Source organism: Microbacterium neungamense (assembly GCF_024971095.1).
In the GTDB taxonomy this organism is placed as follows: Bacteria; Actinomycetota; Actinomycetes; order Actinomycetales; family Microbacteriaceae; genus Microbacterium; species Microbacterium neungamense.
Genome location: NZ_CP069717.1, coordinates 1,112,494 through 1,124,087, shown reverse-complemented (window position 1 = coordinate 1,124,087; position 11,594 = coordinate 1,112,494). Strand labels below are relative to the sequence as shown.

Here is an 11,594-nt window from a genome sequence, read left to right as displayed (position 1 = left end):
CTGTCCGGCCGGGTGGGTGCCGGCGCCGACCCTGCCCACTCCGATGGCTTGATCAGAAGCTTGCCCGACCGTTCACGGCGGTCGTGGCCCATTACAGGCCTGCCTCGAAGTGACCATTCCCGGGTCGACGCCAGCAGTGACGTCAACCCAGTGGAGAGGATCACGGTCACCATGACCATCGTCGCAAACACGTTCGCGTATGTCATCGGCGCGGACACCCATTCCAGAACACACACTCTCGCCGTGCTCGACGCGCGCACTGGCGCCAGAGTGGACACTCGGACCTTCCCGACGACGCCGGCGGGATTATCACGCGCGGTCGCGTGGATCGCTCGGCGCACCAGCGGGCTGGCCGATGTGCTCGTAACGATCGAGGGCGTCGGCTCGTATGGCGCCCGGCTCGCGAGAGCATGCCAGGACGCCGGCTACCGGGTCGTGGAGTCGTTCCCGACAGCGGCACGTGAACGTCGCGGACGAGGCAAGAGCGACGAGATCGACGCGGAACTGATCGCCCGCTCCGTGCTCGGCGTCGATGCCGACAACCTCCGTGATCCGCGTCAGGACGCGGGAGTCCGCGCGGCGCTGCGGGTGCTGATCGGCGCCCGCGACCTCATCAACCTCGAACGCACCAGGTCGATCAACGCCTTGACCGCGCTGCTTCGAACGGTCGACCTCGGCATCGACGCCCGCGCCTCGCTCACCAAGAAGCAGCTCGCGGCGATCGAGTCCTGGCGCACGCGACAGGAGGACCTCGCGACCGCGACAGCCCGCCGGGAAGCGATCCGGCTGGCCCGACGGGTTGCCGTCTGCGATGAGGACCTCGCTGCTAACCGTGACGCGATCACCGCGCTGGTCGCCGCCAGCGACGCCGCAATCCTGCTCGACGAGCCCGGGATCGGCGCGATCAACGCGGCCGTGATCATCGCCGCCTGGTCACACCCCGGCCGGGTCCGCTCCGAAGCAGCGTTCGCCGTGCTCGCCGGCGTCAGTCCCGTGCCCGCCTCGAGCGGAAACACCACCCGTCATCGCCTCAACCGAGGAGGCGACAGGCGTCTGAACAGAGCCTTATCGTCGATCGCGCTGACCCGAATGTCGCACCACCCGCCGACCCGCGCTACGTCGAACGCCGACGAGCCGAAGGACGCACCACCAAGGAAATCCGCCGCTCACTCAAGCGATACATAGCCCGCCAGCTCTACCGCCGCCTCAGCGAGCAGAGCGGACTTGACAACACATAGAAGCATCCTGGGTCTGATGGAGACTCCTGACCTTGGAAACGAGGATGGAGTTATGCCCAAAGAACTGGCGAATGGGAAGCCGACAACGCGTCGCTACTCGAGCGAGGAGAAGGCCGCCGCAGTGCGGATGGTGAGAGCGCTGCGCGCTGAGCTCGGCGTCACGCAAGGGTGGGGTGTACCAAGGTTCTTGGACAGCTCTCTTTGAGAGAGGATCAAGAGCATGTCATCGGTATCGAGGCGGAAGTTCAGTCCGCAGTTCAAGGCTGAAGCGGTACAGCTGGTCATCCAGTCGGGCCGTCCTATCGTGAAGGTCGCGGGTGAGTTGGCGATCAATCCCGGGACGCTGGGCAACTGGGTGAACAAGTACCGCGCCGAGCACGGCAACGACGAGAAACCCGAGATGTCACCGGCGGACCACGCGCGGCTGGCCGAGCTGGAAGAAGAAGTACGACGGCTGCGAATGGAGAATGAATTCCTAAAAAAAGCCGCGGCCTTCTTCGCGAAGGAGCAGGGCTGAACGAGAAGTCGGCCCTGATCGTGTTTCGCCGTAGCCGGGCTCAACACCCATCAAACGCGCTGCTTGCGCGCGGCGAGGAAGCGCTCCACCCGTTCAGAGCGAGTGACACCGACCGGCACCGACCTGTTCTCCAACGCCGCCGACGCCCGCGTGGAACGCAGAGCGGCACGGTGAAGCGCCTCACGAGTGACGTCCTTGCGCTTCATATGCTCACCTCCGGGAAAACAGGATCGACTTCATTCTATCGTGCCGACTCCCTTCTGGCGGGGCGCGGTACACGCCCCACCCCAGGCACTTCCCTGGCCAGCAGTTGGGCGGACACCGACCTGCTCCGCGAGAATTGATCGCGATGGCGCATCCCGACGTGATGTGCCCGTGACGGGAGAAGGAAGATGGCATCCGAGAAGTTCGAGGCACCGGATCTTCAGAAGTTCATCGCCTCGCTGAGGCCCGACGCTGATGACCTGGACGATCTCTGGCGGCGCCCCGAGCCGCAGCTCCTCGCCGTCCCCGCAACGGTGCGGGGTTTCCGCATCCGTATCGATCTGCAGCGCACGAAGCCGCCGGTGTGGCGACGTGTCGAGGTGCCCGGCGACATCCTCCTCCCGCGGCTGCACGAGGTGATCCAGGCGGCGATGGGATGGACCGACAGCCACCTGCACCGCTTCCGCACGAGCAACGACCGAAACCCTCCCGAGTTCCTCACCCAGTTCGACCTCGACGAAGGCGACGAGGGGATGCTCGAAGACGACGTACGTCTCGACCAGGTCGTCGCTAACGAGGGCGACCGCCTTTGGTACGACTACGACTTCGGCGATGACTGGAAGCACCTCCTCCGCGTCGAGAAGGTGCTCGACGACCCTCCATCGGCTCCGGTATGCGTCGGCGGGAAGCTCGCCTGTCCACCAGAAGACTGCGGCGGCGTCTGGGGCTACAGCGAACTCGCGGATTGGGTGCGCAGCGACTACGACGACACGCTCCGCCCTGAGGTGTTCGACAGTGCTGAGGAAGGACGCGCATGGCTGCCCGACGGCTGGCACCCCGATGTCTTCGATATCGATGAGACGAACGAACTGATCGCCGCAGCCACCGCGGAGCCGATCCCGGTCGTCGAGGAACTCGAATCTCTGCTCGAACTGGCGCAAAACCGCGGCGCACGCGGCCTGCGCAACGCGCTCGCGCATCCCTCTGCTTCCGGCGCGACCGATGTCAGCACCGACGATGCTGCTGATCTCACCGAGCCGTTCCGAGTGCTCCTCGACGTCGTCGGAGACGGCGTGACGCTCACCGGCGCCGGCTATCTGAAACCCGCCGTCGTCGAGCAGATAGCACATCGCACAGGCATCACCGAATGGTGGATCGGCAAGGCCAACCGCGAAGACCTCACCTGGCCCGTCGCGGACCTGCGCGCCACGGCGCGAGCACTGGGGCTCGTGTCGGTGCGCAAAGGCCGCATTGCTCCGACTCAGGCCATCGCAAGACGTAGAGATGACCCGCACGCGATCCTGAGGCACATCACCGGCCGGCTCCCGCTCGGAACAACCCCTGCAGAGCGGCACGCCGGATGGATGGCACTCGCCGTCGTCGCGAACGAGACACCCGCGGAACTGTGGGAAGCGAGCATCAGCGAGCTCCTCTTCGACCTCGGCTGGCGCGACCGTGAGGACCCCTACCGTGTTCCCTCCCCCGACAGCCTCACGCTCGATACACTCAACCTGCTCGCGGGCACGATCCGCGCGAGCTGGAGGCCTAAGGGCGTGAACGCCGCCGTCGCAGCCATCGCCCGGGGCGTCATACGGGCTTGACCGTGTGGTCACCGGATCGGCTGCGGCTGAGCCCGACGAAAGCCGTCACAGGTCGGTCGTACCTGTAGTGGATTCTGTCGGCTCAGACGGTGCGCCGGATGCCGTGTGCCAGTTCCGTTCGACGGGGCTCCACAGGGCCTTGGCGTCGAGCCCGTCGAGCACCGGGTCGACGAAGTCAGCAACGACAGCGACGGTGTCGGAGAACCTCTGCGGCAGACTCGCGCCTGCGTCGCCGAGCCCCCTCCGGTAGGCGACATAGGTTGAGTCTCGGAGCACGGCGAGCCCCTCGGTGGCCCGCGCTAACGGAATCAACGTGGTCCCGCGGAAAGTTGCGGTCGCCGTGAGCGCGTCGCGCAGTTGCCCGCACTGGAGAGCCTGTGTGCCGGTCAAGAGGTGGATGTCAGCGAAGTCACGCACGCGCGTGTTCGCTCGTCCCAGTTCGATCGCGGTGACGAGTTTCTCTGCGAGCACCGTCTCGATCGGGTAGCCCAGGATGCGGATCGGCGGAGCGTCCGGCCGCAGCGATGGCAGCTCAACTGTTCGCGGGGCCGGAGTGACGGGGTCGCCGAAGTTGATGTCGAGCCGCAGTTTGACCTGCGCTGTTACGAGCTGTGCCGTCATCGTCACCCGCACGCCGGAATACAGCGCGTCGTCACGAATCACCGCAGTGGTGACTGTGTCGGGCAGGAACTCCACGCCGTCGTCTGGGTCTTCGATCGCGGCGATCTCGGCCACACGACGGGCCACGGTCTCTTGATCAGAGGCCATATTACGAGCGAGGGCGTCGGCGTCGACCGTGGGACGGCGGGTGCCGAACGAAGCCAGCAACATCCCGCCCTTCAGGATGAAGTCCTCGGCGTACGGTGAGCGCGACATCCGCGACAGCCATCGCTCGACGATGTACATCGTGAGCAGTTCCTGCGTGCCGCGCTTCTGGCGGCGAGCCTGGTTCTGCAGGTCGAGGTATGCGCGCCCTGCGGCGCTCTCTCGCGTGGGGCGACTCATCGGGCACTCGCAACATCGAGCGCAGCGCGCATCGGCCCAAAAGTCCCCAGCGCCTCCGCGTACTCCAGCAGCAGTGCCGGTTTCGAGTTCGGTGCCGCCAGGTATCGGTGAAGCGCGGCGTGCGCGATCGGTTCGCCAAGGCGTCTCCGGAACCGCATGAGATCCACCACAGTCCTCGCCGCGTCGTAGATGCGCACGGGCTCCCCCGGCCCCGCCTCGAACGCGGTCACACCGAGTTCGAACGTTGCTTCATCGAAGCGAAACACTGTCACGGGCGGGTAAGCGATCACCGGCGTATGCGACCGTTTGGGAACCGCGATCTGTACCGACGCCGGCATCTCATCCGTCAGTTCGTGGATTGCTGCCGCCGAGACGCAGCACACGATCGCGCGAGGAGCGCGGTGCGTCACGGCGATCATGTCGGGGGAAGACGCCGGGGGCGCGTCTGCTCGCCGGAAGACCCCACGCGAGAGCTCGATGATCTGCCCGCCATCTCGCCAGGCATACAGATCTCGCGGATGCACACCGTGCGCCCGCGAGGTCTCCGTCGTGAACGTCGACGGGAGCGACTCGTCCAACTCCTTCATGGATACAATCCTCGCACAGAACGCTCAACTATGTGTGGTTTTTATCCACCACTGGTCACTCCGTTGCGCCCAGCGTCAGGCAATCTCTCGCCGCTCCCCCTGGCTACGCCATAACGGGGATCATGTCAGTGCGCGTCGCCACCGAAAACTCGACCTCTTCCGTCTCGGTCTCTGCGTTGGCGCCCAAAGCAGTGAGCTTCGCGACTTCTCGACTGCTCAGATACCGAAAGCTCTGCGCTGGCTGGAGATGCAGCAGCCGCTGCGTGCATCCCAAGCGACTGCCAGAACCCATCGATTCCGTAGTCAGCACGGCAGGCAGCCGTGAGGAAAGATCTACTGGGGTGGAGGCTGATCGCTTCCTCGACCAGCGACTTCGCGATCCCGCTGCCTCGCGCATCCGCACCGACGCAGAGGTGAACGAGCTTGATCAGGTTGTGCCTTGGGATGTCGTAAAGCAAGTAGGCAACAATCGTCCCGTCACGACGACCGAGTAGGAGGCCCGCATGCTTCGCCCGATCTCGGAAAGCGGCGTCGGGCATCGGGCCGAGAGTGGCTGGAACACGGTAGGCGAGGCGCCGAGCCCGAGCCCCCATATGATCGCGGCGACAGCCATTATGGCGGGGGTGTCGGTGATGGCGAGGAGGAGCATGCCGATCGTGAACGCCGCCATCGCGGTCAGCGCGACCAGGCGCAGGTGCCGGTCGATGACGACGCCGGTGAGAAACAGACCCGCGATCGCCGCGACGCCGACGGTGAGTAGGAACGCGCTCACCGGCAGCGGATCCCCCCGCGCGGTGAGGTACGGGGCGAGGTAGGTGTAGAGGTTCATATGCCCGAGCTGGAACGCGCCGGCGCCGATCAGCAGCGCGGCGATACCGGGGACCCGCAGCGCCGTCCACGGCGAACGGCTCGGCGCGCCCGTCGGGGGCACGGTTGGCAGGACTCGGGTTCCTGCGGCGGCGAGGGCGAGGGGGATGCCACCCATCGCCAGTGACAGTGCTCGGCCCTGTCTATTGCGGCCGACCAGACGCATCGCGTATCCGGCCAGGATCGCCCATTGCAGAGCCGCGGCTGCGCCGCCGAGCACGCGGGCGGCGAACGCGAGCCAGAACACAGGAGAGAGCGCGGTGATCAGGTTCGCGACCGCGACGCCGGTTATGGTGGCGATGATGAGCGTCTTGCGGGGCGCTCGGCCAGTGGCGGCGACCAGCGGGATCGCGGCGAGCATCGACGCGCCCGCGTAGGCGGTGAGCAGCTGCCCGGTGGCCGCGTCGCCGGCATCGAGGCTGCGCCCGATAGCGGGCAGGAGGCCGGCCGGGATCGTTTCGGTGAGCATGGTCAGGAAGCCGGCTGCGGCGAGCAGGACCAGCCGCCCCAACGGAAACCGGCCCGTATCTGATGGTGCTGTCATCGGCGGTGGATCTTCCCGTTGCTGCCCTGCGCGGTCGGGCGCAGGACGAGGCGGTCGATGTTGACATGCGCGGGCTGGTCGAGCACGTACTCGACAGCGCGAGAGATGTCGGTCGGGGTCAGCGGGTCGAGCCCGGTGAACATCTGCGCAGCCCGATCGGGGTCGTTCGGGAAGCGCTGGGTGAAGAACTCGGTGTCGATCAGGCCGGGTGCGATCTCGGTGACGTTCACGCCGGCGCCGAGGAGTTCGTTGCGGAGCGTCTGCACGATCGCCGATTGGGCGTGCTTGCTGGTGCTGTACCCGGAGCTGCCCTCCAACGCCTGGAACGCGGCGGCGGAGGTGATGACGACGATCGTGCCGCGCCCCTGCTTGACCAGGCGCGGCACGAGCGCGCGGAGCAGGTGCATGGTGCCGAGCACGTTGGTACGCCACATCCATTCCCAGTGCTCGGTGTCCGACGCCAGCACCGGAGCCGAGCCGCGGGCGCCGCCGGCGGCGTGCACGATGTCGTCGAGCGGTCCGACACTGTCGGCGAGCCGGTCGACGGCGGCCTCGTCGCTCACGTCGACGGGCCACGGGCGCACTGTCGGGTGTTCGGCGGCGATCGCGTCCAGGCGGTCCGCCCGGCGTGCGACCGCGTGCACCGTGTGGCCGGCCCGCGCGAGACGACGACAGAGTTCCCGGCCGACGCCGGAACTCGTGCCGGTGACGAGTACCGTCCGGCGGCGCTCCGGCACCGCGTCGAGCGAGGGATCTGAGGCAGGGGTGTGCGGCATGAAGGGCTCCCTTCTCTGTGCGGCGGTGCGTGGCGTGTACACCGCGGTCAGGGCGGAACTGTGGTCAGCGAGCGGCGATGGCGGCGCGGGCGACGCCGGCCGCCGACTGCGGGTTCTGCCCGGTTACCAAGCGCCCGTCGGTGACGACGTTCTCGGTGAAGTCCGGGCCGGGCACAGGGGTCGCGCCCTGCGCGGTGAGCGCGTCGGCGAGGAGGAACGGCACGACATCGGTGAGGCCGACGGCCGCCTCCTCGCTGTTGGTGAAGCTCGCGACCCGCTTCCCGGCCACGAGCGGACTGCCGTCGGAAAGCGTGAGGTGCACCAGGGCGGCCGGGCCGTGGCATACCGCCGCGATCACGCCGCCGGCCTCGTACACCGCCCGGCCGATGCGGGTGATGTCGGGTGCGTCCGGGAAATCCCACATGGTGCCGTGCCCGCCGACGAAGAACACGATGTCGTAACCTGCCGGGTCGACCTCGGCCAGGCTCGGGGTGTGCTGCAATTGAGCGGCGACGTGGGGGTCGTGCAGGAAGGCCCGCTGAGTCGGATCCTGCTCATCGCGGCCGTCCTCAGGCGGGGCGCCGCCAGCGATCGAGACGAGGTCGACGGTGTAGCCGGCGTCGGTGAACACCTGCCACGGGTCGGCGGCCTCGCCGACGTAGAAGCCGGTCTTGCGGAGGCCGCCGAGGTCGGCGTGGCTGGTCAGAACGAGAAGGGCGCGAGGCGAATCGGACATGGGGGCTGCTTTCTCATCGGAACGGAGGATGACCCCGAACAGGTCACCTCCGACCGTAGAAACCAGCTCCGCGTCGCCGGTAACCGAGAACCCGACAGGGGGTATCGGGATCCCGATAGGCGCCTCAGCCGGCCGCCTGTCCGATCTCGACGATCGCCTCCCGCACCGACGCGACAACCGGGTCGAGATGGCCAGAGGTCTTGCGGGTCGCCACGTACAGCGTGTTCAACGGAGCCACCTCCGGGGAGTCCAGCGCGACGAGGGCGCCCGAGGCCAGGTGCTCGCGCACGAGGTAATCCGGCAGCACCGTCATGCCCGCACCGCTCAGCGCCAGTCGCAGCAGGGCGCGCAGATCCGGGGCGATGATACGAACCGCCAGGTCGTCCGGCCGGCGCCCGAACACGCTGCGCCAGTACCGGCGGATGATGGGCAGCTCCGGGCCGTAGGCGAGCAGCGGGACCGCCGCAAGGTTCTGCTCTGCGCGGGCGGCCCAGTTGGGGTGGGCGACCAGCGCGAACTCCTCGTCGTAGACCGGCTCCGGCGACAGATCCGTGCCGCGAACCGGGAGGGCGCTGACGAGCACCTCGATCTCCCCAGCGTGCAGGTCATCGATCAGATCCTCCGCCAGACCGAACCGCGCCATAACCCGAATACCCGCGGGCAGCCGGTCGGCAAGCCCCGGCAGCACGACTTCGGAGAGGAACTCGGCCGGGCCGCCGACGAACACGATGCGTTCAGCACAGTCGGTCTCCTCGGTCAGCGCGGCGGCAGCGGCGAGCGCGTCCACCGGAGCCGCGATCCGCGCCGCGAGCTCGATCCCGCGCTCGGTCGCGCGAACCCCGGAAGGCGTGCGGTCCAGTAGCGTGTAGCCCAAGTTCCGTTCCAGGCGGGCAACCTGCTCGGACACCGACGACTGCGCGACTCCGAGTTCGTCCGCGGCCGCCGAGAATGATCCTGCCCGGTGCACCGCGAGGAACACCCGCAGCGCATCCCACGACATCACCGACCGCACACCGGGCTCCCGACGACATCGTGCTTACTCATGAAGACATTCTCTCGCGTATGGCAAGGGCGGCGCCAACAGCAGACCAGGCCAGGCAGAGGCGAGTACCCCGCGGGACTGTGTCAGTAGTCGCGCCTGGATGGGCTTGTTTCTGCGGCTCATGTCCTGCTGGTTGGTTACTCCGTCATTGCTCAGCGCGCCGAGCCGTGTAGGTGGAGAAGATGTTGGCGAACTCGCGGATCGCGTCTTGTGCGGCGTCGTCGTCTCGGGTTGAGAGCCAGGACGTCGTCAGCCCGGAGAGTGCGGCGAGGATCATCTCGGCGAGTCTCTCGACCGGGATCGCGTAGTCGACGTCGGCGTGCGAGGCGAAGCGCCGGAGGTGGGCGATGAGGCGGTCACGGTAGGCGCTCTGCTCCCAGGCAGGAAGCTCCTGCAGTGCAGGGTCGCGCAAGGCCAGGGTGGTCAGCTCCGTCAGTACGATCTGCGCCTGCGGGTCGTGCTCGACCGTGCGCCAGTAGGCGATCATCAGCGCGTAGATGCTGTCGTGGATGCTGCTGGCGTTATCGATCGTCGCCCATGCTTGATCCAGATCGACGTTGATGTCGGTCGAGAACAGCGCTGTGTAGAGCTCTTGCTTGGAGCGGAAGCAGTAGTGGAACGCCCCGTGGGGCATCCCCGCCTCTGCGCAGATCGCCCGCGTCGTCGCCGCCTTCACCCCCTCGCGCTTCATCACCTGCAACGCCGCCTCGGTCAGCAACCGCCGCCGCTCGTCCGCACTCAGGTGTAAACGTGCCGTTCCTGCCTCATCGTCGGTAGCCATGACCTCATCATACCGGATACTGGCCGAATGCCTTGGTCGCTTGACTTGGCCAGATGGGCAAATTAGATTGGAGGGCATCGCCGCCGACGTGAGGAGACTCGAATGACCACTGCTGCTGCTCCCCGTGCTGGTGCTCGTGAGTGGGCGGCACTGGCTGCCTTGACGGTGCCGGTGCTGCTGATGAGCATCGACCTGACCGTGCTGGCGATCGCGATCCCCGAGCTGAGCGAAGACCTCGCCCCGACCGGCACGCAGCTGCTGTGGATCGTGGACATCTACGGGTTCTTCCTCGCCGCACTGCTGGTGCTCATGGGCAACATCGGCGACCGGATCGGCCGACGCCGACTCCTGCTGATCGGGGCAGTCGCATTCGGGCTCGCCTCGGTGCTGGCCGCGTTCGCGTGGTCGGCGGAGGTGCTGATTGCCGCCCGCGCGCTGCTCGGGATTGGCGGGGCTACGCTCATGCCCTCCACGCTCGCGCTGATCCGCAACATCTTCACCGACCCCGCCCAGCGCCGCCGCGCCGTCTCGGTCTGGGTGGCCGCATTCGCCGGCGGCGCCGGCCTGGGCCCGGTGGTCGGCGGCCTGTTGCTGGAGAACTTCTGGTGGGGATCGGTGTTCCTCATCAACGTGCCGGTGATGCTCGCCCTACTCATCGCCGCCCCGCTACTCATCCCCGAGTTCCGCAACCCCGCACCGGGCCGCTTCGACCTACTCTCCGCCGGGCTGCTGATGGCAGCGATGCTCCCCGGTGTATACGGGCTCAAACACGCCGCCGAGTACGGCTGGGATCTCCCAGCGATCCTGTGGCTGACAACAGGACTCGCGCTCGGCGTCGTCTTCACGCTGCGGCAACGCCGCCTGACTGACCCATTGATCGACGTGGCACTGTTCCGATCCTTGCCATTCAGCGTCGCCGTCATCGCCAACATCGCCGGAGTCTTCGCGCTGACCGCCCTGCTGTACTTCCTGCCCCAGTACCTCCAGCTCATCCTGGGCCACTCGCCGCTCCTGGCCGGACTCTGGGCGCTGCCCGTCGCCGTCGGAGCGATCGTCGGCTCTCTCCTCGCCGCCACGATCGCCCGCGTCGTGCGCCCCGGCTGGCTGATCGGCGGCGGGCTGATCGTCGCCGCGGGCGGGTACCTCACGCTCAGCGCCCTCGACCTCGACGGCACCGCCTGGGTCGCATTCACAGGCGGTGCGCTCATCGGGGCCGGGATCGGGATCGCTGACACCGTCTCCAACGACGTCATCGTCGGCACCGCCCCACCCGAGAGAGCCGGAGCCGCCGCGGGCATCAGCGAGACCGCCTACGAACTTGGCGGCGCGCTCGGCACCGCCATCCTCGGCGCCCTCGGCACTAGCCTCTACCGCACCGAGGTCAGAGCCGGATTGCCGGACACAACGCCGCCCCAGATCGGTGACGCCGTCACCGAAACGCTCGGAGCTGCCGTCGCCACCGCCCAGCAGCTCCCTGCGGACCTCGCCGAGACGCTGCTTGGCATCGTCCGCCCCGCCTTCACCGACGCAATGACCACCGCGTTCACCACGGCAGCGATCATCGTCACCATCATCGGCATCGGTGCGGCCGCGACACTCGCACAGAACCGCACCACCAGCACACAGGGCGATCCACACAGCGACCACTGATCACTGCTATCCCATTGTCCGTACCGCGACCACCGAGCCGAAGGCC

Annotated in this window: 12 protein-coding genes and 1 pseudogene; 4 read left to right on the top strand and 9 right to left on the bottom strand. The window is 67.4% G+C overall.

Annotated features, from left to right (window positions below; all coding sequences use genetic code 11):
* The first annotated feature begins 171 nt into the window (after positions 1-171).
* Together JSY13_RS05360 and JSY13_RS05355 are read left to right on the top strand one after the other, a co-directional pair.
* A pseudogene (locus JSY13_RS05360) lies at positions 172-1,238 on the top strand (IS110 family RNA-guided transposase).
* 220 nt (positions 1,239-1,458) lie between these two features.
* The gene (locus tag JSY13_RS05355) at positions 1,459-1,755 is read left to right on the top strand and encodes a transposase (RefSeq protein WP_259607984.1); all 297 of its coding nucleotides are present in this window, start codon (positions 1,459-1,461) and stop codon (positions 1,753-1,755) included.
* 50 nt (positions 1,756-1,805) lie between these two features.
* On the opposite strand, the gene JSY13_RS05350 is transcribed toward JSY13_RS05355, so the two are convergent.
* Positions 1,806-1,961: a hypothetical protein gene (locus tag JSY13_RS05350; protein WP_259607983.1), complete on the bottom strand. Its 156-nt coding sequence runs from the start codon at positions 1,959-1,961 to the stop codon at positions 1,806-1,808.
* Between the two features lie 186 nt (positions 1,962-2,147).
* On the opposite strand from JSY13_RS05350, the gene JSY13_RS05345 reads away from it, so the two are divergent.
* Positions 2,148-3,560 carry a plasmid pRiA4b ORF-3 family protein gene (locus JSY13_RS05345; RefSeq protein ID WP_259607982.1) on the top strand — a complete coding sequence of 471 codons (1,413 nt, stop codon included), beginning with the start codon at positions 2,148-2,150 and terminating at the stop codon, positions 3,558-3,560.
* Between the two features lie 45 nt (positions 3,561-3,605).
* On the opposite strand, the gene JSY13_RS05340 is transcribed toward JSY13_RS05345, so the two are convergent.
* The 8 genes from JSY13_RS05340 to JSY13_RS05310 form a co-directional block, all read right to left on the bottom strand.
* The gene (locus JSY13_RS05340; RefSeq protein WP_259607981.1) at positions 3,606-4,565 is read right to left on the bottom strand and encodes a nucleotidyl transferase AbiEii/AbiGii toxin family protein; all 960 of its coding nucleotides are present in this window, start codon (positions 4,563-4,565) and stop codon (positions 3,606-3,608) included.
* Positions 4,562-5,152, bottom strand: a complete 591-nt coding sequence (locus tag JSY13_RS05335) for a type IV toxin-antitoxin system AbiEi family antitoxin domain-containing protein (protein ID WP_259607980.1) — start codon at positions 5,150-5,152, stop codon at positions 4,562-4,564. Before JSY13_RS05335 ends, JSY13_RS05340 begins: the two co-directional genes overlap by 4 nt.
* Before the next feature lie 125 nt (positions 5,153-5,277).
* Positions 5,278-5,691 (bottom strand): GNAT family N-acetyltransferase, encoded by a 414-nt coding sequence (locus JSY13_RS12665; RefSeq protein ID WP_432806438.1) that lies wholly within the window; start codon positions 5,689-5,691, stop codon positions 5,278-5,280.
* Entirely contained in the window at positions 5,580-6,563 is a 984-nt protein-coding gene (locus JSY13_RS05330) for an MFS transporter (RefSeq protein WP_259607979.1), read from the bottom strand. The genes JSY13_RS12665 and JSY13_RS05330 overlap by 112 nt, the downstream gene beginning before the upstream one ends.
* Positions 6,560-7,339: an SDR family oxidoreductase gene (locus tag JSY13_RS05325; RefSeq protein WP_259607978.1), complete on the bottom strand. Its 780-nt coding sequence runs from the start codon at positions 7,337-7,339 to the stop codon at positions 6,560-6,562. The genes JSY13_RS05330 and JSY13_RS05325 overlap by 4 nt, the downstream gene beginning before the upstream one ends.
* 64 nt (positions 7,340-7,403) lie before the next feature.
* Positions 7,404-8,075, bottom strand: a complete 672-nt coding sequence (locus JSY13_RS05320) for a type 1 glutamine amidotransferase domain-containing protein (RefSeq protein ID WP_259607977.1) — start codon at positions 8,073-8,075, stop codon at positions 7,404-7,406.
* A 124-nt stretch (positions 8,076-8,199) separates the two neighbouring features.
* Complete coding sequence (locus tag JSY13_RS05315; RefSeq protein ID WP_259607976.1) at positions 8,200-9,087, bottom strand: LysR family transcriptional regulator; 888 nt, start codon at positions 9,085-9,087, stop codon at positions 8,200-8,202.
* A gap of 175 nt (positions 9,088-9,262) precedes the next feature.
* Complete coding sequence (locus JSY13_RS05310) at positions 9,263-9,898, bottom strand: TetR/AcrR family transcriptional regulator (RefSeq protein ID WP_259607975.1); 636 nt, start codon at positions 9,896-9,898, stop codon at positions 9,263-9,265.
* Positions 9,899-10,000: 102 nt separating this feature from the next.
* Here JSY13_RS05310 and JSY13_RS05305 point away from each other — a divergent pair, with 102 nt between their 5' ends.
* Positions 10,001-11,548, top strand: a complete 1,548-nt coding sequence (locus JSY13_RS05305) for an MFS transporter (protein WP_259607974.1) — start codon at positions 10,001-10,003, stop codon at positions 11,546-11,548.
* The last annotated feature ends 46 nt before the right edge of the window (positions 11,549-11,594 follow it).

Excerpts from the sequence above, each read along its gene's own strand:
- JSY13_RS05355 (WP_259607984.1), top strand. The coding sequence starts at position 1,459 with ATGTCATCGGTATCGAGGCGGAAGTTCAGTCCGCAGTTCAAGGCTGAA.
- JSY13_RS05350 (WP_259607983.1), bottom strand. The coding sequence starts at position 1,961 with ATGAAGCGCAAGGACGTCACTCGTGAGGCGCTTCACCGTGCCGCTCTG.
- JSY13_RS05345 (WP_259607982.1), top strand. The coding sequence starts at position 2,148 with ATGGCATCCGAGAAGTTCGAGGCACCGGATCTTCAGAAGTTCATCGCC.
- JSY13_RS05340 (WP_259607981.1), bottom strand. The coding sequence starts at position 4,565 with ATGAGTCGCCCCACGCGAGAGAGCGCCGCAGGGCGCGCATACCTCGAC.
- JSY13_RS05335 (WP_259607980.1), bottom strand. The coding sequence starts at position 5,152 with ATGAAGGAGTTGGACGAGTCGCTCCCGTCGACGTTCACGACGGAGACC.
- JSY13_RS12665 (WP_432806438.1), bottom strand. The coding sequence starts at position 5,691 with ATGCCCGACGCCGCTTTCCGAGATCGGGCGAAGCATGCGGGCCTCCTA.
- JSY13_RS05330 (WP_259607979.1), bottom strand. The coding sequence starts at position 6,563 with ATGACAGCACCATCAGATACGGGCCGGTTTCCGTTGGGGCGGCTGGTC.
- JSY13_RS05325 (WP_259607978.1), bottom strand. The coding sequence starts at position 7,339 with ATGCCGCACACCCCTGCCTCAGATCCCTCGCTCGACGCGGTGCCGGAG.
- JSY13_RS05320 (WP_259607977.1), bottom strand. The coding sequence starts at position 8,075 with ATGTCCGATTCGCCTCGCGCCCTTCTCGTTCTGACCAGCCACGCCGAC.
- JSY13_RS05310 (WP_259607975.1), bottom strand. The coding sequence starts at position 9,898 with ATGGCTACCGACGATGAGGCAGGAACGGCACGTTTACACCTGAGTGCG.
- JSY13_RS05305 (WP_259607974.1), top strand. The coding sequence starts at position 10,001 with ATGACCACTGCTGCTGCTCCCCGTGCTGGTGCTCGTGAGTGGGCGGCA.